General features: G+C 64.5%; 23 protein-coding genes and 1 riboswitch. Of the genes, 9 read left to right on the top strand and 14 right to left on the bottom strand.

All coding sequences use genetic code 11. The features are described 5' to 3' along the window. Positions 1-390 precede the first annotated feature (390 nt). Positions 391-1,686 carry a guanine deaminase gene (gene guaD, locus K5R33_RS00530; protein ID WP_220747020.1) on the top strand — a complete coding sequence of 432 codons (1,296 nt, stop codon included), beginning with the start codon at positions 391-393 and terminating at the stop codon, positions 1,684-1,686. Positions 1,687-1,773: 87 nt separating this feature from the next. Here guaD and K5R33_RS00525 read toward each other — a convergent pair whose 3' ends face one another. After that, positions 1,774-1,944, bottom strand: coding sequence for a hypothetical protein (locus K5R33_RS00525; protein ID WP_220747019.1), 171 nt, complete (start codon positions 1,942-1,944; stop codon positions 1,774-1,776). Between the two features lie 152 nt (positions 1,945-2,096). On the opposite strand from K5R33_RS00525, the gene K5R33_RS00520 reads away from it, so the two are divergent. Continuing rightward, complete coding sequence (locus K5R33_RS00520) at positions 2,097-2,363, top strand: hypothetical protein (RefSeq protein ID WP_220747018.1); 267 nt, start codon at positions 2,097-2,099, stop codon at positions 2,361-2,363. 39 nt (positions 2,364-2,402) lie between these two features. Here K5R33_RS00520 and purB read toward each other — a convergent pair whose 3' ends face one another. Next, on the bottom strand, positions 2,403-3,707 hold the full coding sequence (purB, locus tag K5R33_RS00515) for an adenylosuccinate lyase (protein ID WP_220747017.1): 1,305 nt from the start codon (positions 3,705-3,707) through the stop codon (positions 2,403-2,405). 80 nt (positions 3,708-3,787) lie between these two features. Here purB and K5R33_RS00510 point away from each other — a divergent pair, with 80 nt between their 5' ends. Beyond that, the gene (locus tag K5R33_RS00510; protein WP_220747016.1) at positions 3,788-4,222 is read left to right on the top strand and encodes a DUF6314 family protein; all 435 of its coding nucleotides are present in this window, start codon (positions 3,788-3,790) and stop codon (positions 4,220-4,222) included. An 18-nt stretch (positions 4,223-4,240) separates the two neighbouring features. On the opposite strand, the gene K5R33_RS00505 is transcribed toward K5R33_RS00510, so the two are convergent. After that, positions 4,241-4,474 (bottom strand): hypothetical protein, encoded by a 234-nt coding sequence (locus tag K5R33_RS00505; protein ID WP_220747015.1) that lies wholly within the window; start codon positions 4,472-4,474, stop codon positions 4,241-4,243. Between the two features lie 77 nt (positions 4,475-4,551). On the opposite strand from K5R33_RS00505, the gene prfA reads away from it, so the two are divergent. The 3 genes from prfA to K5R33_RS00490 all read left to right on the top strand — a co-directional run bounded on the left by prfA (position 4,552) and on the right by K5R33_RS00490 (position 7,437). Next, positions 4,552-5,607 carry a peptide chain release factor 1 gene (gene prfA, locus K5R33_RS00500; RefSeq protein WP_220747014.1) on the top strand — a complete coding sequence of 352 codons (1,056 nt, stop codon included), beginning with the start codon at positions 4,552-4,554 and terminating at the stop codon, positions 5,605-5,607. Next, the gene (gene prmC / locus K5R33_RS00495) at positions 5,604-6,431 is read left to right on the top strand and encodes a peptide chain release factor N(5)-glutamine methyltransferase (protein WP_220747013.1); all 828 of its coding nucleotides are present in this window, start codon (positions 5,604-5,606) and stop codon (positions 6,429-6,431) included. Before prfA ends, prmC begins: the two co-directional genes overlap by 4 nt. A 175-nt stretch (positions 6,432-6,606) precedes the next feature. After that, the gene (locus K5R33_RS00490) at positions 6,607-7,437 is read left to right on the top strand and encodes a DUF4167 domain-containing protein (protein WP_220747012.1); all 831 of its coding nucleotides are present in this window, start codon (positions 6,607-6,609) and stop codon (positions 7,435-7,437) included. 382 nt (positions 7,438-7,819) lie between these two features. Here K5R33_RS00490 and rsmA read toward each other — a convergent pair whose 3' ends face one another. The 6 genes from rsmA to lptF all read right to left on the bottom strand — a co-directional run bounded on the left by rsmA (position 7,820) and on the right by lptF (position 16,081). Then, positions 7,820-8,665, bottom strand: a complete 846-nt coding sequence (rsmA, locus tag K5R33_RS00485) for a 16S rRNA (adenine(1518)-N(6)/adenine(1519)-N(6))-dimethyltransferase RsmA (RefSeq protein WP_220747011.1) — start codon at positions 8,663-8,665, stop codon at positions 7,820-7,822. 867 nt (positions 8,666-9,532) lie between these two features. Continuing rightward, positions 9,533-10,510, bottom strand: coding sequence for a 4-hydroxythreonine-4-phosphate dehydrogenase PdxA (pdxA, locus tag K5R33_RS00480; RefSeq protein WP_220747010.1), 978 nt, complete (start codon positions 10,508-10,510; stop codon positions 9,533-9,535). Next, the gene (locus K5R33_RS00475; protein ID WP_220747009.1) at positions 10,503-11,717 is read right to left on the bottom strand and encodes a peptidylprolyl isomerase; all 1,215 of its coding nucleotides are present in this window, start codon (positions 11,715-11,717) and stop codon (positions 10,503-10,505) included. Before K5R33_RS00475 ends, pdxA begins: the two co-directional genes overlap by 8 nt. Before the next feature lie 22 nt (positions 11,718-11,739). Next, a complete protein-coding gene (locus K5R33_RS00470; RefSeq protein WP_220747008.1) occupies positions 11,740-13,866 on the bottom strand; it encodes an LPS-assembly protein LptD in 2,127 nt (708 codons plus the stop codon). Beyond that, on the bottom strand, positions 13,866-14,963 hold the full coding sequence (gene lptG, locus K5R33_RS00465) for an LPS export ABC transporter permease LptG (protein WP_220747007.1): 1,098 nt from the start codon (positions 14,961-14,963) through the stop codon (positions 13,866-13,868). The genes K5R33_RS00470 and lptG overlap by 1 nt, the downstream gene beginning before the upstream one ends. Beyond that, complete coding sequence (lptF, locus tag K5R33_RS00460; RefSeq protein WP_220747006.1) at positions 14,960-16,081, bottom strand: LPS export ABC transporter permease LptF; 1,122 nt, start codon at positions 16,079-16,081, stop codon at positions 14,960-14,962. Before lptF ends, lptG begins: the two co-directional genes overlap by 4 nt. 151 nt (positions 16,082-16,232) lie before the next feature. Here lptF and K5R33_RS00455 point away from each other — a divergent pair, with 151 nt between their 5' ends. The 3 genes from K5R33_RS00455 to K5R33_RS00445 all read left to right on the top strand — a co-directional run bounded on the left by K5R33_RS00455 (position 16,233) and on the right by K5R33_RS00445 (position 20,040). Then, positions 16,233-17,720 (top strand): leucyl aminopeptidase, encoded by a 1,488-nt coding sequence (locus K5R33_RS00455; RefSeq protein WP_220747005.1) that lies wholly within the window; start codon positions 16,233-16,235, stop codon positions 17,718-17,720. After that, entirely contained in the window at positions 17,713-18,177 is a 465-nt protein-coding gene (locus K5R33_RS00450; protein ID WP_220747004.1) for a DNA polymerase III subunit chi, read from the top strand. The genes K5R33_RS00455 and K5R33_RS00450 overlap by 8 nt, the downstream gene beginning before the upstream one ends. A 162-nt stretch (positions 18,178-18,339) precedes the next feature. Next, the gene (locus K5R33_RS00445) at positions 18,340-20,040 is read left to right on the top strand and encodes a nidogen-like domain-containing protein (RefSeq protein WP_220747003.1); all 1,701 of its coding nucleotides are present in this window, start codon (positions 18,340-18,342) and stop codon (positions 20,038-20,040) included. Positions 20,041-20,122: 82 nt separating this feature from the next. Here K5R33_RS00445 and bluB read toward each other — a convergent pair whose 3' ends face one another. The 5 genes from bluB to K5R33_RS00420 all read right to left on the bottom strand — a co-directional run bounded on the left by bluB (position 20,123) and on the right by K5R33_RS00420 (position 24,978). Continuing rightward, positions 20,123-20,794 (bottom strand): 5,6-dimethylbenzimidazole synthase, encoded by a 672-nt coding sequence (bluB, locus tag K5R33_RS00440; protein WP_220747002.1) that lies wholly within the window; start codon positions 20,792-20,794, stop codon positions 20,123-20,125. A 51-nt stretch (positions 20,795-20,845) separates the two neighbouring features. Further along, positions 20,846-21,020, bottom strand: a riboswitch (cobalamin riboswitch). Positions 21,021-21,025: 5 nt separating this feature from the next. After that, positions 21,026-21,850, bottom strand: coding sequence for a GNAT family N-acetyltransferase (locus K5R33_RS00435; protein WP_220747001.1), 825 nt, complete (start codon positions 21,848-21,850; stop codon positions 21,026-21,028). Next, the gene (locus K5R33_RS00430; protein ID WP_220747000.1) at positions 21,847-22,434 is read right to left on the bottom strand and encodes a retropepsin-like aspartic protease family protein; all 588 of its coding nucleotides are present in this window, start codon (positions 22,432-22,434) and stop codon (positions 21,847-21,849) included. The genes K5R33_RS00435 and K5R33_RS00430 overlap by 4 nt, the downstream gene beginning before the upstream one ends. 42 nt (positions 22,435-22,476) lie before the next feature. After that, the gene (locus K5R33_RS00425) at positions 22,477-23,082 is read right to left on the bottom strand and encodes a MarC family protein (RefSeq protein WP_220746999.1); all 606 of its coding nucleotides are present in this window, start codon (positions 23,080-23,082) and stop codon (positions 22,477-22,479) included. A 42-nt stretch (positions 23,083-23,124) separates the two neighbouring features. Further along, complete coding sequence (locus K5R33_RS00420) at positions 23,125-24,978, bottom strand: ABC-F family ATP-binding cassette domain-containing protein (protein WP_220746998.1); 1,854 nt, start codon at positions 24,976-24,978, stop codon at positions 23,125-23,127. Positions 24,979-25,464: the final 486 nt, after the last annotated feature.

Here is a 25,464-nt window from a genome sequence, read left to right as displayed (position 1 = left end):
CCCATTTGGCGACCGTGCAGTGGCGCAGTCGTTTGGGGGGCGGTCGAACCGGGACGTGGCATTTCAAGCGCGCATAGGACGGCAACTTGGATGCGTATGCTGCTTCGCCGAAATAGCCATGGCGGTATGACAGGCAGTGTTAGACGTGATGCTCCTTCGGGGCGACGTGATTGGATAGGCCGCAGCGCATGGGCCCATGTGATCGGTCGAATGATGCCAACGAGTGTGATGTTCCCAACCAGACACACCGTTTGGGATCCCGTCAAAAACCCATCCAGTGTGATCCAATTGGCACCCCGGACCCTGGTGCAGGGGTATGCCAATCGCTGCTCACCGCCCGTCCTGGCGCGGCCCCTTGCGCGATGCGGCCCCTGGTCCTAGGCCCAAGGCATGACAATGCTGATCCTGGGCCAAGTGCTTGCCTTCACCGATGATCCGTTCCGTGTCCCACCGGAAGGGGCGGCGCGCTATGAAGCTCGGGCGGCCGTCGCCGTCGAGAACGGCGTGATCCTTGGGCACGGTCCGGTGCAGGCGATGCGCGACGCCCATCCAAACGCGACGGAGGTCGACCACGGCGACGGGTTGATCCTGCCCGGCTTCGTGGACGCCCATGTCCATTACCCGCAGACGGCCATTATCGCGTCCTGGGGCAAGCGGCTGATCGACTGGCTGAACACCTACACCTTCCCGGAGGAGGCGCGTTTCGTCGATCCTGCCTATGCGAATACCATCGCCGCCCGATACCTGGACTTGGCCCTTGCCCATGGGACGACCTCCGTGGCCAGTTATTGCACCATCCATCCAAGCAGTGTGGATGCCTTGTTTCAGGCGGCAGAGGCGCGAGGCATGGCTGTCTGGGCCGGGAAAACCTGCATGGACCGCAATGCACCGGACACCCTGCGGGACACGGCGCAATCGGCCTATGACGATAGCCGGGTTCTGTTGGATCGGTGGCACGGGCGGGGTCGGGCTCGATATGTGATCACACCCCGGTTTTCGCCGACCTCGACGCCTGGCCAATTGTCAGCCCTAGGGGCCCTTTGGGCAGAACACCCATCGTGTTTGATGCAAACCCATCTCAGCGAACAGACCGACGAAGTGGCCTGGGTGCGTGACCTCTTCCCCGACAGTCGCGACTACTTGGACACCTATGAGGCGCACGGGCTTTTGGGAGAAAACGGCGTCTATGGGCATTCCATCCACCTCACGCCGCGAGAGTGGGATCGGCTGGCCGAGGTTGGCGCCGCGCTGGTCCATTGTCCGACCTCCAACACGTTCATCGGCTCCGGGCTGTTCGACATGGGGTTAGCGGCAACCCACCGGGTTGGGTTGGCCACCGATACGGGCGGCGGGTCCAACTTTTCCATGCTGCGCACGATGGCGGCAGCCTACGAGGTGGCGCAGTTGCGGGGGCAAGCGTTGCATCCTGCGCAGTTGCTGTGGCTGGCCACAGAAGGGTCTGCCCGGGCGCTCCGGGCAGAGGCGGAGGTGGGCACCCTGGCCCCCGGCAGTGCGGCTGATTTGGTGGTGTTGGACCTGGCCTCCACCCCGGCGATTGCCCAACGCAGCAACCGTGCGGAGACGATCTGGGAAGCGGTGTTCCCCACACTCATGATGGGCGATGACCGGGCTGTGGCGAAGGTCTATGTGGCGGGCAAAGCCGTCGCGACACAGACGTCTGGGTGACCCGGTGGGCGGTGAGATCGGATCCGCCAACGAAAAAGGGCCCCACAGAAACTGTGAGACCCAATCTTTTGTGTCTGGCGGCAGGTCTTAGCCTGTGGCGTCCGGGGTGCAGACGCCGGCGGTGGCGTCCCAGCTGGACCCTGGGGCACAGGACATGGTCACTTGTTCACCTTTGCCCCAGTTGCATTCGTAAGCAGCAGCAATACCGGGCGCGAGCATTAGCGCGGCGGCGGCGAGGATCGTCTTGATCTTGGTCATCGTCGTCTCCGTTCGTGTCTTTCGTGACAAAGAGGGTAGGCCGACTTTCCGTCCCGACCAAACACCCAATTGTCGCAGGGTCACCCGATGCCGTTGGAACCGATCAGACGGGACCGTGGTTTGTCCCTCAGAACGCAAGGAAAGATAGCCCCATGACCTCTGCCAATGATCCGCACACGCGGGAAAAAGAAACCGTTCATATCGTCGAAAAATCGGGCGGAGGGTCCTCTGCGCTCTGGCTTATTCTCGGGGCCGTTATCGCGGGCCTGGCCATCTGGTTTTTTGTCCTCAACGGCGCGCCAGCCGACGACACAACCTACGTCACCATCACCGGCGGCGCGGCCGAGGCGGTTCAAGGCGCCGCCGAAGCCGTGGAAGGTGCCGCGACCGCAGTGGAAGGCGCAGCAGAGGGCAACTGACCCCTGTCGCCTTCCCATAGGGCTGGATGCGGCCCCGATCTATGCGCCGAAGACGCGCTTGAAGATCGTGTCCACGTGTTTCGTGTGGTAGCCCATGTCGAATTTCTCTTCGATCCCGTCCACACCAAGCGCGGCAACCACGTCGGCGTCGGCCAGCAGTTGCTCGCGGAAATCGACCCGCTCTTCCCAGACCTTCAGGGCGTTGCGCTGCACCATGGAATAGGCGTCTTCGCGGCTGACACCGGCTTGGGTCAGAGCCAACAACACCCGTTGGGACATCACGAGGCCGGGGAACTTGTTCATGTTCTCCAGCATGTTTTCAGGGAAGATCAGCATCTTGTCGATGACCCCGGTCAGGCGGGCCAGGGCAAAGTCCAGCGTGATCGTGGCATCCGGCCCGATCATACGTTCCACCGAGGAATGGGAGATGTCCCGCTCGTGCCACAGGGCGACGTTTTCCATGGCAGGCACCACCGCGCCGCGCACCAAGCGGGCCAGACCGGTCAGGTTTTCCGTCAGCACGGGGTTCTTTTTGTGTGGCATCGCGGAGGAGCCTTTTTGCCCCATGGAAAAGAACTCTGCCCCCTCCAGAACCTCGGTCCGCTGCATGTGACGGACTTCGATGGCGATGTTTTCGATGCTGCTGGCGATCACGCCCAGGGTCGCGAAGAAAGCCGCGTGGCGGTCACGGGGAATGACCTGGGTGCTGATTGGCTCGGGGCTCAGGCCCAGCTTGGCGCAGACGTGCTCCTCGACCGCGGGGTCAATGTTGGCGAAGGTGCCCACGGCGCCCGAGATCGCGCCTGTCGCGATTTCCGCCCGTGCCGTGCGCATCCGCGTCAGGTTGCGGTCCATCTCGGCGTAAAAGCGCGCAAAGGTCAGGCCCATGGTGGTCGGCTCTGCATGGATGCCGTGGCTGCGCCCGACGCGCAGGGTATCTTTGTGTTCGATGGCGCGCTTTTTCAGCGCCGCCAAAAGTCCTTCGATGTCCGCGATCAGAATGTCCGCCGCGCGCACCATCTGGACGTTCAGGCAGGTGTCCAAGACATCCGACGAGGTCATGCCCTGGTGGACAAAGCGCGCCTCTTCCGATCCGACGTGTTCGGCCAAGTGGGTCAGGAAGGCGATGACGTCGTGTTTCGTCACGGCCTCGATCTCGTCGATGCGGGCCACGTCGAACTCCACGTCCTTGGCTTTCCAGACAGCCTCGGCGTTTTCGCGGGGGATGACGCCCAGGTCTGCCATGGCGTCGCAGGCGTGGGCCTCGATCTCGTACCAGATGCGGAACTTCGTCGAAGGCTCCCAGATTTGAACCATCTCGGGGCGGGAATAGCGGGGGATCATGGGCGGTCGTCCTCTGGCAGCGGCGTCGCGCGCGTCATAGGGTGCGCGGCGAGGGGCCGCAAGGAAGGGGAGGACGCACCATGATCCCAGGGGAGACGCCCGACGGACGCCTCGCCGCCCTATTGGGCACGTGGTCCGTGGTGCGGGTGTTGCGGCCGGTCGGGGGGGACTGGATCCGGTTCCAGGGCACCGCAGTCTGGACGCGCGAAGGGTCTGCGCTCCGCTCGGTCGAAGTGGGCCAGATGCAGCAAGGGGGCGCAGGGTTCGAAGCCCGGCGAGAGACCCTGTGGCAGGTCCGCGGCGACGGGGTCGAAGTACGGTTCGGCGACGGCCGCCCGTTCCATTGGATCGGTCCTGGCGCACGCGCAACCTGTCAACATGATTGCCCGCCCGATGACTACCAACTGGCCTACGATTTTGGCCAATGGCCCCGGTGGTCCATGCGATGGCGCGTGCGGGGGCCGCGGAAGGATTATACCGCGCTCACCCGCTACGGGCGTGCCGGGGCTGGATGACGCCCGCTGATAAACAGCTTAGCCAGTCACGCAGCCCTGACCGTTGTTGCGCCAAATGGGCACGTTCAAGGACATCTCGCATTTGGCCTGAAACGCCCGACCGTTGACCGTCAGGCAGGTTGTCTGTCCGATCTCCACGCGGCTGCCGCTGCTGTCCGTACAGTAGCAGTCGGGCCATTTCTTATCCGCCAGCGCTGGGGTGATCGCCAAGGGGGCCGCCAGAGCGCAGGCCAGGATCGTATATTTCGTCATCTCACATACCTCCTGGCGGGTAGGCTAACCTGGACGCCGCCCTTGACCTAGCGACTTTGCACGCCCATCACGCGCGGATGATCCCGACAGACCGCCTTGACCAGATTTTGTCCCGCTACGAATACCTCGAAGCGCGGCTAAACGCGGGCCCCGAGGCCTCGGAAATTGCTGATCTGACGCGGGAATATGCCGAGGTGAAGCCCGTCGCGGAACAGATCCAGGCCCACCGCGCCCTATCGACGCAGTTGGCGGAGGCAGAGGCTTTGCTGGACGACCCAGAGATGGCGGAACTGGCCCAGGCCGAAGTGCCGGACCTGCGGGCCGCCCTGACCGACAGCGAATCCGCCCTTCAAATTGCGTTGTTGCCGCGCGACGCCGCTGATGCACGCCCCGCCATCTTGGAAATCCGACCCGGGACCGGTGGCGAAGAGGCCGCTTTGTTCGCGGGCGATTTGGAAGGGATGTACCGCCGCTACGCCGAAGGACGCGGCTGGCAGACCGAGGTGGTGGAGCGGCAAGAAACCGACCTCGGTGGAATCAAGGAGTTGGTCCTGCGTATCGCGGGCGAGAACGTTTTTGCTCGGCTCAAGTTTGAAAGTGGCGTTCACCGGGTCCAACGGGTGCCCGCGACGGAAAGCGGCGGGCGTATCCATACCTCGGCGGCAACCGTGGCTGTGCTGCCCGAGGCGGAGGCGGTGGATATCGACATTCCCGCAACCGACATTCGGATCGATACCATGCGCGCCAGCGGAGCCGGGGGGCAGCACGTCAACACCACCGACTCCGCCGTGCGCATCACCCATTTGCCCACGGGGATCGTGGTCACCAGCAGCGAGAAGTCCCAGCACCGCAACCGCGAGATCGCCATGAACGTCCTGCGCGCCCGTCTCTACGAGGCGCAGCGGGCCGCGCTGGACGCCGAGCGGTCCGCAGACCGCCGTGCCCAGGTCGGCAGTGGCGACCGATCCGAGCGGATCCGAACGTACAACTTCCCCCAGGGGCGCATGACAGACCATCGCATCAATCTGACGCTCTATAAGTTGGATCAGGTGGTTCAGGGTGACCTGGATGAAGTGATCGATGCGCTAACCGCCGATCTGCAAGCGCGGCAATTGGCCGAGATGGCGGGGTGACCGACCCCGCTCAGACACCAGATGCCCAACAGCTCCTTTCCGATGTGCGGCAGCGGCTCGAAGCGGCGGGCGTGCCGGATGCGGTGCGGGATGCGGCAAAGCTTGTGCAGGCGGCTGGGGCGGAAGATGCGGCGCCTTTGAGCGACCGCACCGCTGCCACCTTGGAGGCGCTTGTTGCCCGGCGCATCGCGCGAGAGCCGATGTCCCATATCCTGGGGCGGCGGGCGTTCTGGATGCATGACTTCGTCGTGACACCCGATGTGCTGGACCCGCGCCCTGATACGGAGACCCTGGTCGAGGCCGCCTTGGAGGGGGCCTTTGACCGCATCTTAGACTTGGGCACCGGCTCGGGCTGTATCCTCGCGTCCCTGCTCCATGAACGGCCACGGGCGCGGGGTGTGGGCACGGATCTGTCGGAGGCCGCCTTGGCCGTCGCGCAGCAAAACCTCGCCCAAGTGGGGGTGGCGGACCGAGCGGAGTTGATACGTTCCGATTGGTTCACGGCGGTTCAGGGGCCGTTCGACCTCATCGTGTCGAACCCGCCTTACATAACCGCGCAAGAGATGGAGGACCTCTCGCCCGAAGTCCTTCATGAGCCGACGATGGCCCTGACACCCGGCGGCGATGGTCTGTCGGCGTATCGGGCGATCACGGCAGAGGCCGGTCGGTTCCTCACGTCAGGCGGGCGACTACTGGTTGAAATCGGCGCGGGCCAGGCAGGCGACGTCGTGGCCATGTTTCAACGCGCTGGGCTACGGGACATCCGCGTACTCAAGGACCTGCCCGGCAAGGATCGCGTGGTTGCAGGGCAAAAATCCACCTGAGTGGAACGAATCTACTTGTAAACCAGGGCAGACACTTCCATAAGGCGAGTGCAACTTGCGGAAGTCGGTGGAACATCCCATCGCCCCTCTTGCAACGCCCACGAACCCCGGACCCATTCGACCCACCGCAGGCGGGCACGGTCCTTGGCTAAATCCAAGCGGAACCTATCCTGGCATGAGAAGCTCTAAGTCGCGGTCGCGCAATAAGAACCGTAACAACCGGCCCCAGGGCGGCAACATCATCAATCGGGTTTTCGACAGCTCCGGCCCCGAGGGTAAGGTGCGCGGAACGCCCCAACAGATTATCGACAAGTACAACCAATTGGCGCGCGACGCCCAATTGTCCGGCGATCGCGTCGCCGTCGAGAATTTCCAGCAACACGCGGAACATTACACGCGCATGTTGGCGGCCGCTCAAAAAGAGATGGAAGCCCGGCAGCAGCAAAACCAGCAGAACCAGGGCCACAACAACCAACAGAATAACCAGAACAATCAGTCTGGGAACTCTGGTCAGAACGGCCAAAACCGCAATGATGGCGGCCAGCGCGGTGACGGAAACCAAGGCAACGGCTCCCGGTCTGATGCGGGCCAATCTGCGCAGCAGGGTCGGTCTGACAATGGGTCCGAGGCCCGTGACACCGGCGGTCAACAGGGCGGCAATCGTCGCCGCGACGCCGCTGAACCGAAGCCCGCTACGACGTCAGACTCTGTGCCCGTCGATGTGATCGAGACAGAGGCGACGGACAGTGGCCTCGTCGAGACCCCAGAGGCGAGCGGCACGGCCCCCGCGCCGGAGGGGGCACCCGCAGCGGACGATGCGCCCAAGCCAAAACCCCGCCGCACGCGCACCCGCAAAAAGGCACCGACCGATGACGCGGTGGCCGACGCAGCGCCAACGACGGCAGATGACGGTGCGGAGGCGAAGCCGAAACCAAAGCGGAAGTCTCCGGCGAAGGCGAAGGCGGCTCCCGATGCGCCCGACACGCAATCCTCCGAAGACGCCTGAGCTGATCCTGCCCTGTCTCAGCGTCCCGCATGTGTCGTTGGGGTGACCTCGGCTCTGGGGCGTTTGGTGCGTCACCCTTCACAGAGGGCAGAGTTGGACCAAATATCCGACCGTGGTCGTCGCAAGTTGGACACCACTGCAAGGCGTCGGAGCCACTTCGTCGAAAGTTCAGCAACACGGCATCGTTCGTCTCGCTTTCTTTGTCCGTTGGGCCGCTCAAGGCCTGGCTGGGTGTCGTAGGCCGTGCCCATAGGCCTAAAGTTACCGATGCTCATAACCGCCTATCCCGAAACGACGGGGCCCCAACGCGCCCCGCATCCCGTCGGCAATCGCACCGCCGCCCGGCCCGCAGGGCAAAAGGACTCAGCGGAGCGCTACAGGGTCACCTGGCCTCAGCCACGCTCCGCGCTAGGGCGCACCATTGCTCCAAACCTACGACTTCGGCCCGGTCCGTGGGGGCGATCCCTGCAGCGACCAAGTGATCCTCCAGGTCAGTAACAACGCCTTTCAACGCGGCCCGCAGCATCTTGCGGCGCTGGTTGAACCCCTTGGCCACCACGCGCTCCAGGACGGCTGCATCGGCTGGGAAGCGGGGCGCGGGCAGGGCCTCAAGGTGGACCACCGCAGAATGCACTTTCGGCGGCGGGCTAAAGGCCTCCGGCGGCAGGGTCATCGCGATCTGCGCAGTGGTGCGCCATTGCGCCAGGACCGCCAACCGCCCATAGGCCTTCGCGCCGGGCTGGGCCACGATCCGCTCGGCCACTTCCTTCTGAAACATCAGCGTCAGGCTCTGCCACGGCGGCGGCCAACTGGTAGGCGTCAACCAGCGCACCAGTAACTCGGTGCCCACGTTGTAGGGCAGGTTCGCGACCACGCGCCACGGGGCCTCAAGGTGAGCCGCTGTGTCGATCTCCAGGGCGTCGCCATTGAGCACGGTCAACTGGCCGGGATAGGCGGCGGCGATTTCATCCAGTGCGGGCAGGCAGCGAGCATCCTTTTCCACCGCCACAACGCGGGCCGCGCCCTCCGCCAGCAGTCCACGGGTCAAGCCGCCGGGGCCAGGACCCACCTCCAACACATGGGCGCCATCCAACCGACCGGACAGCCGCGCAATGCGGGACGTCAGGTTCAAATCCAGCAGGAAGTTCTGACCCATGCTCTTTTTGGCGCGCAGGCCATGGGTTGCGATCACATCGCGGAGCGGGGGCAGGTCGTCGATTTGGCTCATGTCTATGGCGTTTGACGATGATAGGGGGCCAGGACAAGGGCCTTGTCGTGCCCGTTCCTGTGGGATCGCTCGGAGGTGTAGCAGCTCAGTTGCCGGTCGTCTGAGTTGGTAGATACGTTAAAGCGTGGAGGGGTGCTTAGTCATGGATCCAAACGACCGAAGACCTGGGACCTGATCCTAACGCGCCAAGGGCTAACAGGAAGCGTTCTCGGGCGCCCTGACTGCGAAAGCCGGCCTCGGCTCGTGGCCCGCGAGAAACACGCCATGGGAGACCGGCAAATTGCAGTAGGTCGGAGACGGGGCGATGTGCGCTTCGGGCGAGGTGTCGCTCCCTGGCCTCCGGCTAGAGAGACCAAATGCGCTGCGCGGTTAGCGGGGACGCGCCGTGGCGTCTCCCAAGGCTCTCGACGGTGTTCCGGCAGTCGCCTTGCCGTCTCGAAAACGGCGTTATCGAGAATGGCGAAAGATAAACGCCCCTCGATGATCTGAGTTTTGAAATGTGCCTTTGATGCGGCCGCACAAGCCATTTGCCGCGCCTGAAGCGATCAGGGCTGTTCTTTGGTGCCCAAACCAGCAGTGCGATGGGGGCCGTAAGTTTCGATTTCAGGTGTCGGATCCGCCATGACACGGCGCCCTCAGCCGCCGAGCAAGTGGGTGTAACATCCGCCTCGCTCGATAGCCCGCATCGGGTGTTGAAGACCGAAAGGACCTATCGCGACACTTTTGCTGATCCTGCGGATGCTGCGTGCGACGTTCCCTGCCTATGTTTGCGTGGCAGTAGCCGCCCAATCGTGTTCTGGCAGAGCGCTGATCCACCGTCATACTGGCCTTGCATCCGCTGCGCCCTCTGTCCCGAAGCGAAAGCCGTTAAACCAGCGCGAGCCCTTGCCGTCGGCCCACCATGTCCCAGGCCATGCGGAGGGCTGCGACCATCGATGTTGGGTCCGCCATGCCCCGTCCCGCGATGTCAAAGGCCGTGCCGTGGTCGGGCGACGTGCGGATAAAAGGCAGGCCCAGGGTGACGTTCACGCCCCCGGCGAAATCAATGGTCTTGATCGGGATCAGCGCTTGATCGTGGTACATGCAGACGGCGGCGTCATAGCCCGCGCGTGCCCCGGCGTGGAACATCGTGTCAGCGGGCAGCGGGCCAAAACACCCAAGCTCCGGGGCTAGCCGTGCCACCAGCGCCGTGATCCAGGTCAGCTCCTCCGTGCCCATGGTTCCGCCTTCGCCCGCGTGGGGGTTCAGCCCCGCAACGGCGATCCGTGGGGCGGCGATCCCGAAGTCACGGCGCAGGCCCGCATGGGTGACCCGTAAGCACGTCTCCAAGATGTCCGGTGTTAGGGCACGTGGCACCTCAGACAGGGCAATGTGGATGGTGGCTGGCACGACGCGCAAGTCAGGGCAGGCCAGCATCATGACCACGTCCGCATCGCCACCCAAGGCCGACAGGTATTCCGTATGCCCCGGATAGGCGAACCCGGCGCCGTCCTTCAGGGCTTTCTTGTGGATCGGCGCGGTACAAATTCCCGACGCAGCGCCCGTCTGCGCCAGGTCCACCGCCCGCGCAATGGCAGAGATAACGCCGGCTGCCTGCGCGGGGTCGGGGCGGCCTGGAACCCGTGGGCCGGGAATGTCGTGGGCCAGGACGGACAGCCCATGTTGGGACGCCGACACCGGTGTCTCCACCACGTCAACGGGACAGCCAAGCCCCTGAAAATGATCCGGGTTTCCGATCACCACAAAGGGGATATCCGGTGCCGCCAGCCGCGCCTTCGCAATCACCTCCGGTCCGATGCCCGCCGGTTCGCCGCATGTCACGACAAGGGGCGGACGGTCAGCCATCCTCGATGATCGCGTCCGAGCGCAACTCCGCCAGATAGCCCTGGGCATAGCTGGTCAGCCGCTCGTTCAGCAATTGCTGGCCAACGGCCTCGAAGGCGCCCTCGGGTGGCTCGACCACGCGGCCGCAGAGCATCACAAACCGCAGGTTTCCGCCCCGTGTCAGGAGGGTCGAGACCTCGTCGTCGTCGAGCTTCGCCAATTCCTGCCGCAGGTCGCCGGGCAGGTCGTCGAGGCGCGCGATTGTGCGGGTCAGAACCTCGGGCGGCTGGCCTTTGGCCACGCCGTAGAGATCATCACAGGTGTCGATGCGGGCCTGGATCTGCGCCGCGCGGGCCAGGGCCTCTTGGCTGCGTCCACCGGGGATCAGGTACTCGGCATAGTCGACCGACAGCGCCTCCGTGCGGGTGACCCCGCTCTCGTCCAAATCGCGCAGCAGGTACAGGCCGACAAAGGCGCCCAGGTCGACTGGGTTCGAGACCTGACCCGGGCCGAGCGCCAAAACCTGCGCCACAAGCGGCGGGGGCAATTGCGATAGCGACAGCCAGTCGATGCGTCCGCCGCGCCGCGCGCTGGCGGATCGGGAATACTGTCGCGCGGCCTGCTGGAACGCGGCCTCGCTGGAAATGGTCTCTGACAACTGCCGGGCCAGGGCCGCCACCTCGTCGCGGTTTTCCGGCGTCTGGGGCAGGGCGATTTCCGACAGCAGCACTCGGACGCCCCCGGCTGTGCCACGGGCCAGGGTGCGGTCGATCTCCGCTTCGCTGGGCCGGGCCTGGGGCCCGAAGCGCTGCTGCACCAGCTGTCGCCAATAGAGCCCGTTGCGCACGAAATCGCGGAAGGTCTCTCCGGCGATCCCGCCCCGTTCCAGGATTTCGATGAACTGGGCAGGCTCCAGCCCGGCGCGGGCGGCGAATTCCACCATGCCCGCGTCCAGTTCTTCTGCGGTCAACTCGATGCCAGCCGCACGGGCGGCCTGCACCTGCAACGTCTCGTCCACCATGGTCTCGCGCGCACTGGCCAAATCGGCATTCGGCGCCCCCAGCAGGGACAGGAACCGCGCGCGTTGGTCGATCTGGAAGTTCGTGACGCCGGTCCCGTTGACGATCACCACGGGCGCAAAGGGCTGTCCCTGGGCGTGGAGTGGCCCCGTCGCGGCCAGCATCACTAGGGCCAGCGCACCGCCGAGCCGTTTCATCTGCTTGATCATCTGCCCACCTGGCCTTTGCCCGTCATAGTCCACATTTGCGCGCCCGTTTCGCCCGGTCGTCTGCCCCAAAGCCCGCCAACTCCACCGACAGGCCAAAGCGCGTCGATGGCTGCAAGGTGGTCGAAGAGGTAAACCGCCGCTCCACATCAAAATCCACAGTCACGCAGTCCGACCGATAGGTCAGACCCAGTCCCGCCCGGCTGGCGTCGTTCGTGACGAAGTCATATCGCCAGTTGGCCCGGCCCGTCCAGTCGCCGCCAAGATTGCGCGCCGCGTCCAGGGACCACTCCGACGTGTCGATGGGGCGGCCTGCGGTCGTGTCCGCTTGCAGAAAGGTATAACGCGTCTCCAGCGCGTGGTCGTCGCTGGACCAGCGCAAGATCGTCTCGGACCGGTTGACGCTGAGTTGGTCGTCAAAGATCGAGCGGGTCATCGCCTCGAACCCATTATCGTCGGCGATCCCAAACGAAAGGAGCCAATCGGAGGATTTCCCATCCAAGCCCGTTTCGGGGCGGAACTGCCCCAAATCCCGACTGCGGATCACGCGACCTACCAGGGCTCCGACCGTCCAGCCGTCCGGCCTGTACCGTGTGTAGCCCAGTCCCAGATTGACGCGATTGCCCAACTCCCGCGTGTCCCGCCCGGCGAAGCGGCTTGCCGAAAAGAGGTTCCCCTCGTCGAATTCGGGCGTCAGGCTGTCCTCGTCGGGGGTGGTCGCCCGGTTTTCGGGCGCCAGGATCACCTGCATCACCGGTTCGATCACGTGTCGCACGCCGCTCTGATCGGTGCGCGCCAGGGGCAAGCGCGCCTCCAGCCCTGCATAGGGCACGGCGCGCGCGAAGGTTGTATCGGCAAAGGTATCGTCTTGTCGGATGTTGTAGGCATCCAAATGCAGCCCGCCCAAGCCCGTGAAGACCAGCCCGCCGCCCGTCACCCAAGACCGGCGCCAATCCACCGCAGCCGAGGCGCGCAAGACGTCGCGGGCCGCGTTGGCCGACTGTCCCGCGGGCACCGTCGTCGCCGTGCGCTCGCGCGCGTGGGCCTGTAGTGTCCAGAGCGCCTGGCCGCCGAGCAGGTCAGGTTCGGTCCGGCCCTGGCGTTCCACGGTGAGGACGCGGGTGGGCAAAAACCGGTCGTCATCGCCTGTGCGCAGGGATTGGAACAGGATCGCCTCCGCCACGAGACGGCTGTCCCGCTCGACCCGGCTAACGGCGATGCGGCTGTCGAGACGGTCCTTTTCGCTGATGTCGTAGTTCAGCAGATAGGTGTCGTCGCTCACCGCCTCGATATCGAAGTCGAGCCGATAATCCCGTGGCAGCCTGAACTGTCCCTCGGCAAAGACATACCCGCGCCATGGCTCCGATGTGAGGCGGTCGTCGGACAGGGCACCCTCGACTGTTATCCGCCCCGTGTTAAAGGCCTGGCGATAGCGGACCCCCAGACTGCGCGTGTCGAAGTTGGTCCACATGGGCGACAGCGTCAGGTCCCGCGACGGCCCGAGGGTAAAGAAATACGGTGTCGTCACCCCCGTGCCCAACAGATCATCGGACGAAAAGCGCGGGGCCAACCAACCGCTGGTCCGCTCCAACGTCGGGTCCGGCAGGCGCAGACGCGGCAGCCAGGCCACGGGCACCCCGGCCACGTCGAAACGCGCGCTGTCGAAGTAGATCTGCTTTTCCTGACGGTCGTGGATGATGCGCTTGGCGCGGATCTGCCACAGCGGAACGTCGCCCTCGTCGCACACGGGGCAGGAGGAGGCGACAGCTTGGAACAGCTGGGTGTAGCGCCCTTCTTCGCCCTGAGTGACCTCGGTCGCGGCCACCTGCAGCCGGTCGTCCAAGACCAGGCGCGCGCCTTGTAGAACGCTGCCCTGCAGGTCGGGCGAGAGCGAGGCGAAATCCGCCACCAGCACCGCCTCATCCCCATCAATGAGCGTGAGCGGGCCGTCGACGATCAAGCGATCCTCTTGGCGTAGATAGGTGATGCGCGGTGCCCTGAGGATGCGGCCTTCGGCAAAGATCTCCACCGCGCCGGAGGCCACGAGCCGTGTGGGATCAAAGTCGATCCGGTCCGCAACCAGCGTCGCGGGCGCCGTCTGCGCATGGGCGGGCGCGGCCATTAGGGCGAGGCACAGGACAAGCCACCGCATCAGCCATCCTCCAACTGTAAGATGACGCCCAGCGACATCAGGATCGCGGCCAAAGGGGGCGACCAGGCCGCCAGGGCCACCGGAAGTTGCCCGTTCTCTCCCAGGGTCTGGGCAAAAGACCGCAGGAAGAACACACCGAACCCCAGCAGCAGCGCGATCAACACCATCTTGCCTGCCCCGCCGGATCGCACATGGCCCATGGTGAAGGCCGCGCCGATCATCACCATGGCCGCCAGCATAAAGGGATTGGCCAGTTCCATGTGCAACCACACACGGTGGGTGCGCCCGGAGAACCCCGCGGCGTCGAGTTGCTCAATGAAGCCCGGCAGTTCGAAGATCGGGATGGAGGAGGGGACGCCGAAACTGTCGCGAATTTGGTCTTCGGTTAGTGTCGAGGGGATGGTGGCGATATCCACGGCCTTGGCATCCCGCTCGGGGTTGTCGGATGTGCCCAGCGGCCAGCGCTTCGCACCTTCCAGCAGCCAATCGCCCGCGCTCAATTCAGCGCGGCGCGCGTCTACGCGCTCGATCGGGGTGCCGCCTGCGTCAAAGGCAATGAAGGTCGCTTCGAACAGGACCGTCCCGTCCAAAGAAGACCGCGCCGCGCGGATCACCGTCTGACCCGAAGCATCGCCCTGTCGCAGCCAAACACCTTCCTCGCTGACCGACAGCACAGACGAGATACCGGAGCGGAACTTGGCGATCTCCCGCTCGTAGATCCCTTGGGTCGCGGCAACGATGGGGTTGACGATGGCCAGCGCAAGCGCACCCAGCAGGATCGCCGCCGCGACGGGCGCCATCAAGGCGCGTAGCGCAGACCGTCCCGCCGCGCGAATGACCACCAATTCGCTCGACCGTGCCAAGGCCAGGAACAGCGCCAGCGTCGCCAGGATCACGATCAGCGGCAGGATCTGATAGAGCGCGCTGGGCAGATTCAGGGCAGCGAGGCGCAGGCCGTCGCCGATCCCGGCGTCTTGCCCCTCCAACCGGCGCACCTGCTCCATCAGGTCAATGGGCAGCAACAGGCCCGTGAAGACCAGCGTGACGATAAACACCAACCACAAGAAGCGGCGGGCCACGTAGAGCGACAGCGTCATGCGACAGCCCCCCGTCGCCAGGGACGCGGCCCAAGGGTGCTGCGCCAGGTGAGGGCCAAGCCCAAACCAAGGGTGATGGCCGGCGGGACATGGATCAACCACCACAGGCTTGCGCTGTCCCGCGCCTCTGCCTCGGCCACATTGGCCAGCATTTTGAACAGGATCGCCGCCACAACAGCGGCCATGATCTGCCGCCAAAGGCCCATGCGCGAATACCCGCCCTGCATCAGGAACCCCAGCGCCAGCAGGGGGATTGCTGCCGCGAAGAGCGCTTCCGAAAACCGGGTATGGGCCTCGGCCAGCAGCTTGGCGCGGTTGGCGCCCGTCGCCTCCTGCTGCGTGGGTCCCGCTTGCAACAGGGCCAGGGTCGACAATTCGCGCGGATCCCTCAGACGGTCGCTGCCCGTGCCCGTCAGCCCCGCCAGGTCGTAGGCGAAATCGTCAAACCGGACGGTGACCAGACTGCGCTCCGCCACGTCCAAGGTCTGGGCCATGCCGTCAAACATCACCAGGCCCGTGCCCGTCTCGGACCGCACCAGCAAGGCCCGCTCCGCCGTGTAGGAGGTGCGGGTGTCCGCGCTGCGCCGGTCTTGCAGGAACAGGCCCAGCAACTCCCCGGCTTCGGTGATTTCGCGGACGTAGACGGTCACGCCCGTGCCGGGGTGCAGAAACTCCCCCTCTTTCAGAAGGCGCGCGGTCACATCCTGGCTGACCTCGACGCTGCGCGTGGCCAAAGCGGCCCGCGAGGCCGGGACCAGGACATGGGCCAGAACCGAGATCATAACCGCGACCGCGATGCCAAACACTGCGACCGGTCGCGCCAATTGCCAAGGTCCCAACCCTGTCGTTTGGGCCACGACCATCTCGCTATCTGCCGACAGCCGGTTCAACCCATAAAGCGTTGCCACCAGGGCCGACACCGGCAGCACCACGACGATGACATTGGGCAAGGCCAGGGCCGTGAACTCCAGAAAGGTCACAAGGCTGGCCCCCCCGGCGATCAGCCCGTCGAACAGACCAATCGCCCGGTTCACCCAATAGACGGCCACCAGCACCAGGCTGAAAAAGCCGAAATAGGTCATCAATTGACCAGCAAGGTATCGGTCGAACGTGGCCAAGATCCCCCCCGGAATAGGCACTTGGCGTTCTTCCTAAACGGGTTCCTGCGGAGGGCAAACCCCCGTTCGGCGATGGCGTCTGGAAATGCCGGGGACCGCGCACTAGGGTCGCGCGACACAGATGCCCGCAACCGCTTCGGAGAGTTCATCCATGACCACGCCCGCCGCCGTCACCTTCGCGCCCCTGGATCTTGACGCCCTGGCCGGTGTCGAAGGGGTGATCGCCTGTTTCGTGCCCGAGGCTGGAACACTCGACCCCGGCGCGCGCCGTCTCAACCGCCTGACCCGAGGCGCCCTGAAACGGGCGGTCGAGGGCGATGCCTTCGAGGCGCTGTCTGCGGGTGACGCGCTCAAGATCGGCTTTCCGGTCGGCATGGCCGTGTCCTCCGTCTTGGTCATCAAGCTGGAGCGCCGCGCCCCCAGGTCCGCCGCCTTGGCCGCAGGTGCAAGCATCGCCAAGGCACGGGGCACGGGCGATCTGACGATCCTGGCGGGGGCGGTTCGGCGGCTGTCCGATGTGGTTCTGGGCGCCGTCCTGCGGAGCTATGACTTCGCAGACCACAAGACCGCCGAGCCCAAGCCAGCGCCCGCGATCACTGTCCTCAGCGCCAAACCGGACGAGGCGCGCGCGGCCTATGCCGATGCCAGCGCCCAGGCCGAGGGCGTGTTCTTCACCCGCGATCTAGTGAATGAGCCCTCCAACATCCTGACCACCACCGAATTCGCCGACCGCCTCTCTGCACTCAGCGAACACGGCGTTGAGGTCGAAGTGCTGGAAGAGGACAAGCTGGCCGAACTCGGGATGCGCACGCTGCTGGCTGTGGGGCAGGGCTCCGTCAGCCCGTCCAAGGTCGTGGTCATGCGCTGGAACGGTGGCGGCGATGAAAACCCCTTTGCCTTGATCGGCAAGGGCGTCGTCTTCGACACCGGGGGCATTTCCCTTAAACCCGCCGCTGGCATGGAAGATATGACCATGGACATGGGCGGCGCGGGCACCGTCGCGGGCGCAATGCTGACCCTCGCCCGCCGCAAGGCAAAGGCAAATGTCGTGGGCATCGTCGGCCTGGTGGAGAACATGCCCGATGGCAATGCCATTCGCCCCGGTGACGTCGTCGCCTCCATGAAGGGGGACACGGTCGAGATCATCAACACCGACGCCGAGGGCCGCCTCGTCCTCTGCGATATCATGTGGTATGCGCAGGAGCGGTTTGAGCCGGTGGGCATGGTCGACCTGGCGACCTTGACCGGCGCGATCATCATCGGTCTGGGCCATGAGAACGCAGGCGTCTTCTCCAACGACGACACCCTTGCCGGAGCCTTCCTCAAGGCCGCCGCCGCCGAGGAAGAGGGCGCTTGGCGCATGCCCCTGGGCAAGGCCTACGACAAACAGCTCAAGTCCCGCGTGGCCGATATGAAGAACGTCGGCGGGCGTCCCGCCGGGTCGATCACCGCGGCCCAATTCCTCCAACGCTTCGTTAAGGAGGGCACACCCTGGATGCACCTGGACATCGCGGGCGTCGCCTCCGTCAAGGGTGGCACGGCGCTGTCGCCCGATGGGGCCACCGGCTGGGGCGTGCGTGCCTTGGACCGGCTGGTCCGCGACACCTACGAGGCCAAGCCAGACGCCGCCGATGGGTGACGTCTATTTCTACCACCTGACCCGCCGGTCGGTGGTGGATACCCTCGGTGCGCTCCTGCCGCGATGCCTGTCCCAGGGATGGCGCGTGGCCGTGCGCTGTGGCGATCCGGCTCGGATTGCGTGGCTGGACGAAAAGCTGTGGCTCGGCCCGCCGGACAGCTTTTTGCCCCACGGGGTGGCGGGCGGCGACTATGACGCCCGGCAGCCGATCCTGCTGACGCCGGACCAAGCCGCCAATGACCCCCACTGCGTCATGTCCGTAGATGGGGCCGAGATCACGGCGGCAGAGGTCGCGCCCCTGGCCCGCGCCTGTATCCTGTTCGACGGCCTGGACGGAGAGGCCCTGGCCCGCGCGCGCAGCCAATGGACCACCTTGACCGGGGCAGGCGTCGGCGCGCGTTATTGGTCCGAGGAATCGGGCAAATGGGAAGAGAAGGCGACCAAGAACATCGCCTGACGCGTCCGGGCATCGCCACGGTGAGAGCCCGCACGGCACCTAGAGTAGCACCGTATCCCAGTCCGCTGCCAAAAAGGGGCTTAGCCCTTGCCCCTGAATGCGCCTTTGGGTCCTCTGGTGGCGTAAGCGCCACGTCTTACGCTCGTTATTCAGGATAACCCAATGGATTTGATTAATACTTTAGGTGGCCCCGTCGGCTTCGGCGAACAACGCGGACCCGGCGGGGACGACGACTCGAGCGGTCCGATTGACCTAACGTCCGTTTTCCCAAACGGGCTCGACTTCTTTGGTCGCCGGTATGAGACCATTTTCATCAACAGCAATGGCAACCTCACGTTTGACGCCTCTTTCACTGAATACAACCCCAGGGATATTCGCACGCTCGACGTGGCTGGATTGTATCCCTTCTGGACCGATATCGACGTCAGCCGCGAGGCCGTAGGCGTGTCGCCCGGCGGCACGTCCCGGGGCACGAACCAGATCTGGTACGATCTGGATCCGCAGGCGGGGGCCTTCACGGTTACCTGGGACGATGTGCGCCCCTATACCGAGGTCACGCGCGGAGAGACCAATGCCTTTCAAATCCGGCTGACAGCGGTGCCCGGCTCGGACGGCGCCTTCCGGGTGGAACTCCGCTACGAAGACATCCAATGGACCTACGGGATCGGCGAGGCGGACACAGATACGGCCCGCATCGGGTTCACCGTCGGCGATGGCGCTTTCTTCGTGGAGCTTGAGGCCTCCAACCAAGGGGACCTGTTGCGGGCTTTGCCCGACCTGCCCGTCCCTGCCTTTGAGTTTGGCCCCGACGGTGTTGTCGCCGTCCCGACCCCCGGTTTGATCAACGGCACGCAGGGGGCAGATGAGCTTGTCGGCACCGACGAGGCCGACTTTTTCACGCGAAGCGGTGGCGCCGATACGATCCGACCTGGGTTAGGGGCCGATACCATGGCCTTGGGCCAGGGCGAAATGGTCATCATCGGCACGCCCGAAGACCTGTTCGGGGATCGCCTGATCGGGGCCACCTGGGACGATATGTTGTTCGTTGAGGGCGTATCCCTTACCCCGGACCAAATCAGCCTGGATCGGGACCTGGGAGAGGTCATCTTTGACCTGGACGGCGACGGCATCAGCGATGGTAGTATCGACATCGGCGGGCCTGTCCGGGGCCTTAGGGGTGCCTTCGTGACCGCTGTCACCGACGCAGGCACAGCCGTGGGCTACGTGCGCCTCGCGGATGGGCCGATTTCCGGCATGCCTGTCGAAAACCCCGCTCGATTTGACGCCACCCCGATTGTCGACGCCTTCCTGACCGGCGATGGCAATACGGATTTCCGCATTCGACTCAGCTCGAACTCTGAGCCGCCGAGCGACACCGCCTTGGGCGTCTACGAGATCACGCCGGAGGGCCAAATCCTGGACGTCCGCATTTTGTCGCCGGAGGTTCAGCCCAAGATCACAGTCAATGATCGCGGGGAGCCGCGTATCCCGCCCGATCCCCGCGTGAACGATGTGGAAGAAGGGCACCAGCTTGGCCTCTTCCTGTTCCGCCAAGACAACGGAGAGGAGCTGACCCAGGCGCAAATGGACAGTTTCGACTTTGTCGGCCTGAACGGAGACCCCGCGGACCTTGAGGACCGAAACTACATCTTCGCGGCGATAGACGGGGAAATCCTACCAGGGGTGTTGACCCACGCGCACCCCGACGTCTTGAACCAGGATCTGCAACAGCACGCGATCTATTCGGCGGACCCGGATGTGGGTGGCGTGCTGCTGTCCATGGATCTTGGCATGTTTGGTGGCAACGGCGATTTCGCCGAAGCGATTTACAGCATTGAACGTGTGGCGGCGGACGTCCTGTAAGTCGGTCATGCGATCAAGTGATCCCCCGGGGCCGTTGCCTCGGGTGGTCCGGTTGCCCTGCTGGGCTGTCGCGCGCTGGGGGTTAGTCCTGCCAGACCTCGTCCATCAAGACAGCATCCAGCGATGCCTCCTCCTTCCAGCCGCGCAGGGCCAACTCTGGCCGGTCAAACAAGGCATCGACATAGCCCAGGCAGAGGTAAGCCACGATCTCGACCTCCTCCGGCAAGCCCAGAATCGTCCGCAACTCCGTATCATGGTAAATGCTCACCCAGCCGACGCCGACCCCCTCGGCCCGCGCGGCCAGCCATAGGTTTTGCACCGCGCACACCGTGGAGTAGGGGAGCATCTTGGGGTTATGGGTCGCGCCCAGCACAGGCCCCTCGGGGCGGCTGCAGGTCACGCAGATGTTGAGCGGGGCTTTGTCGATCCCCTCCAGCTTCAAGGCGCCATAGGCCGACTGCCGCGCCCCGAACTGCGTCGCTGCCTCGTCGTTGGCCCGCTGGAACGCCGCCCGCACCTGTGCCCGTCGCGCCGCATCGCGGATCAGCAAGAACCGCCAGGGCTGCGACAGCCCGACCGAGGGCGCCGCGTGGGCCGCATGCAGGATGCGCCGCAAGACGTCGGGCGCAATGGGGTCGGGCAGAAACTCGTTTCGCACATCCCGTCGGTGCGCGATGACATCATAGAGCGCCTGGCGCTCCGCTTCGCTGAAAACACGCGCGCTCACGGGCGCGCAGGGGGACGGGTCGGGCACGGGCTGCACCCTCCTTTGACAGATCACCGCCACGCCCCGCCGTCCATACGGGGGAAGCCATCTGGTCAGGCCGGTCTTCTGGCTTCGGATCACCCGAGGGTCGGCCCTTCCCGGATTGCTCCAGTGGTTTGCCGTCTCGTCCCCGTCACAGCGGCGGGCCCGCGCCGGATCTCCCCCGGCTTCCCGATTCTCCCCCGTTGAGGGCACCTGACAGGCGAAGGGGTAGCGCAGCTAGAGCGTCCTGCGCAACTCCGTCTGGCCCAGGTCCGGCACTGCGCCGAGCGCGGCGGCGGCTGCTGCAAATCCGGCATCGTCGGACTGCACGTTGGCCAGACGCAGCGCCCCCTTTGGCGACAGCGCTCCAAGCCGCGCCAGAAGCCCCCGTGCGACCCCGCGCCGGCGCGCGTCTTCCCGCACAGCGATCTGGGCCACAGTGCCGGACGCGGTGACCATCGCCGCATATCCAACCAGCCCCCGCGCATCCCGCAGTTGAACCACCGTGATCCCGTCGGATACCGCAGCAAGCGAGGCATCACTGTTCTGCCAGGACGGCTCCCAATCGCGGCAGGCGGCGGCCTCGGCCACCACGTCGCCCCAAGCGCATATCTCCCCAAGACCGTCCCCCGAGGGCGTCAGGTCGTACCAGGAAAACTCCCGCGCTGTGGTGAACCCCAACCGATCATAGAGTGCACGGGCCGCGTTGTTGCCGTGCAGGACCTCGGTCCAGTAGGTGCCAACGCCGCGCGCAGCCAAATCTGCAATCGAGGCCTCGCCCATGCGCCGCGCGATGCCGTTGCCGCGCCATTCGGCGGCGGTTCCGCTGGCGATCAGATATCCGCGCCCCTCCCGGATGGACACGAGCCAGACCGCTCGGACCACGTCGCCTTCAACGGCCACCCAAGAGGCATCGGGCACCATCCCGCGTTGTCCCATCATAAAGGCGAATTGTTCCGCAGTCGGGGCCATGGGCACCGCGTACCCTTCGAAGCCCGCAACCATACCCAGCCGCAACGCCTCCGCCGATAGCCCCTCCGCTCGACGGATGTCCAAGCTCACCGGATCAGCCGCAATTGGTTGTTTTCGATCTCGATGCGTCCGAATTCCTGCAGGTAGGACATGCCCAGCAGGCTTTGGCGCATCTCCCCGCCATTGACGACGGCGGGGACATTCCGATCCACGATTTCGCCAAGCGTCACCTCATCCAATCGGATCGCTGCCGTTTCAACGGTGCCGTTGGCTGTCTGCGCCCGCCCGAAAAACCGCAGGTCGTCTGGGTCGATCCCAGCCCGCTCCGCATCCTGCTGCGTCAACACGAGGTCGGTCGCGCCTGTGTCCACGATGAAGGGCACATCCACACCGTTGACGCCGAGCACGATATGATAGTGACCGTCCCGGCGACGCGGCACGTCCACAACGATCCCGTTTCCATCGGCCATCACCGTCTGTCGCGGCGCCACGGTCCCCGAGATGTCGTCCCACAGGCCATAGACCGCGACAACGCCCACGAAGATAAAGAACCAAATCGCGGCCTGTTGGGCCATCTGGCTGAGCTTGAGGCGCGTCGACAAGAGGAACGACCCGCCGATGACCGTCAGAAGGATCCCGAGGTAGATGAGTTGCATGAGGCTGTCAGTATCCATGCCCAGGACATAGGGGCCGGTCGGTCGCCCGCCAAGCCTCGGCTACCAAGACAGGTCGGCCAGACCGTCCAAAACGAATTGCACCGACAGCGCAGCCAACAGCATCCCCAAGAGGCGCGTCACCACATTGATCCCCGTCGGCTTCAGCAACCGCTCCAACGGGGTGGCCAGTTGGAAAAAGATCCAGACCACCGCGATGACCGTCAACATAACCCCGATGGCCTGCGCCGCACCGATGGTCGAGGCGCCATCGGTCAGCAATATCATCGTCGCAATGGCGCCAGGGCCTGCGATCAGCGGTAGGGCGAGGGGAAAGACCGACGGGTCCGAGGTCGGCTCTTCCTTGCGGCCTTCCCGTCGGGGCTGCCGCTTTTCGAACAGCATCTCTAGCGCGGTGAGAAACAGCAGCAGCCCGCCCGCGATCCGAAAGGCGGGCATCGAAATGCCGAGGAAGGTCAAAACGGCTTCGCCTGCGACGGCGAAGACGACCAAGATGCCGCCGCCGATCAGGCAGGCGCGCAGGGCAATGGCGCGCCGTTCGCGGGGTGTCATCCCTGCGGTCATGGCCACGAAAATGGGCGTCAGGCCGATGGGGTCGATCACGACAAAGAGCGCGGTGAACGCGATGGCGGCCTCGGCGAACGTCATACGTGGATCATCTCTCCGTCACCCTCGGGTCATACCTGAATTTCAACCGGTGCTTTCCGCCTTTTCGAGCGTCTCCATCGCCTTCACCCAGATCGCCTCAGCCCGGTCAGAGGCCTCCATGACCTCCGCGTATTTCTTGTTCCACGTCTCCAACTCGCCGACCCGCGCATCTTCATAGAGCGCGGGGTCCGCCAGCTTCTTCGACAGCTTCTCACGCATCTCTTCGATCTTCTGCACCCGCGCTTCGGCTTTGCGAACTTCGGCCCGAAGCTCCAGGATTTTGTCGCGACTGACGGGCTGTTTTTTCGTTTTCTTCTGGGGCTTTGTCGGTCGATCTTCACCTTGTAGCAGGAAGGCGCGATAGCTCTCCAGATCTCCGTCGTAGGGTTGGACCGTCCCGTCTTTGACCAGCCACAGCCGATCCGCGACCAAGCTCAACAGGTGCATGTCATGGCTCACCAAAACGACCGCGCCGTTGTATGTGGTCAGGGCCTGCACCAGCGCCTCGCGGCTCTCGATATCCAAGTGGTTGGTTGGCTCGTCGAGGATCAGCAGGTGCGGCGCATCTAAGGTGGCCAAAAGCAAGGATAATCTCGCCTTCTGCCCCCCCGATAAGCTGCCCACCAAGGTGTCCGCTTGATCGACCCCGAGACCGAAGCTCGCAAGGCGCGCGCGCAGCTTTGGCGGAGCTTCGTCCGGCCGCTCTCGCCGGATGTGGTCCAGGGGCGTTTCGTCCACGTGGAGTTCATCAACTTGGTGCTGTGCAAAGTAGCCGATTTTCAACTTTCCAGACGAAACCCGGCGTCCATCAAATGTGTTAAGCTTGTCGGACAAGAGTTTGGAAAGGGTGGATTTACCCTCACCGTTTCGACCAAGCAGAGCGATGCGATCATCTTGATCAATTCGAACACTTAGGCGTTGGAGCACCGTCTTTTGCTCATACCCAGTGGACGCCGCGTCCAGACGCAGGATCGGTGGGCTGAGTTGTGCTGGTTCCGGAAAGGTGAACACCACGCGCGCCGCGTCTTCGGGCGGCGTGATCGTCTCCATCCGCTCCAGCATCTTCACGCGGCTTTGCGCCTGTTTCGCCTTACTGGCCTTAGCCTTAAAGCGGTCCACGAAGGCTTGCAAATGGGCCCGCTGAGCCGCTTGCTTCGCCGCCAATGCCGCTTGACCTGCGCGCTTTTCCGCACGGGCCTTAACGAATTGGTCATAGGTCCCGGTATAGTAGGTGAGGCCCTTGTCTTCGAGGTGCAGGATCCCACCCACCGACCGGTTCAACAGCGCCCGGTCGTGACTGATAATGATGACCGTATGGGGGTATTTGACCAGGTATTGCTCCAGCCAAAGTGCCCCTTCGAGGTCGAGGTAGTTGGTCGGTTCGTCCAACAGCAGAAGATCGGGTTGTGAGAACAACACACCCGCCAAGGCCACGCGCATCCGCCAGCCGCCGGAATAGGCCGAACAGGGGCGCGCTTGTTCGTCGACTTCGAACCCGAGACCCCGCAAGATCGAGGAGGCACGCGCCTCACCGGACCACGCGTCGATATCTTGTAGACGCGTTTGGATGTCGGCGATCCGGGTCGGATCCGTGGCGCGCTCGGCCTCCTCCATAAGGGCTGCGCGCTCCGTATCGGCCGCAAGGACCGTGTCGAGAACGCTGACCTCTGAGGACGGCACCTCCTGTGCGACGCCGCCGATCCGCGCACGGGACGGGAGAGAGATCTCTCCGGCATCGAGTGGGATTTCGCCTCGGATCAGGCGAAAAAGCGTCGATTTGCCGGTCCCGTTCCGCCCGACAAGGCCGACTTTATGGCCTTCGGGGATTGTCGCGCTTGCCTCGACCAGCAGCGGGCGCCCGGCGACGGAGTAGGACAGGTCTGTGATCTGTAGCATGGCTCCGCCTTGGGGCGCTGGCGCAACGGTGTCAATCGGTGACTATCGCGCTGGTTCGTGTTTCTGGGGCGTGGTGCGCGATGAGTGGAGTTGTGGTATGTCGCCCGGCGTCGCGGTTGGTCTGTGTACTGACCCGTAGAGGTGTCTTGCTCCCGAGGAAGCTGTGAAGCGTCGTACGCGCATCCCGGTCCAAGCGGGGAAGCTTATGCCATTCCGAGCATTGGCGCGGCGCGTTGGGTGCTGGCGCGGGGAAACGAACGTCCCAGGCCCAAGGGATGTCTTCACCGCTGTGGTTGGGGTCTTTTCGGTGCAGATGGAAGCTCACCGATAGAGGAATTGGTCAGGCCCCAAGCACTCGCGAGCTGCCCATAACGGTGGCCGTTCGTCTCGTTTCTAAACCTGTCGCGGCATCATCGGTCTTGTTCTCGGGTAGAAAAGGGCTTCGCCTCGGCTGAAGTTTGCCGCTCCGACCGCTAAGACCCTGTT

The organism is Jannaschia pagri (assembly GCF_019655435.1).
Lineage (GTDB): Bacteria > Pseudomonadota > Alphaproteobacteria > Rhodobacterales > Rhodobacteraceae > Jannaschia > Jannaschia pagri.
Note: the sequence above shows the minus strand (reverse complement) of the source record. Positions and strands in the feature narration are given on the sequence as shown.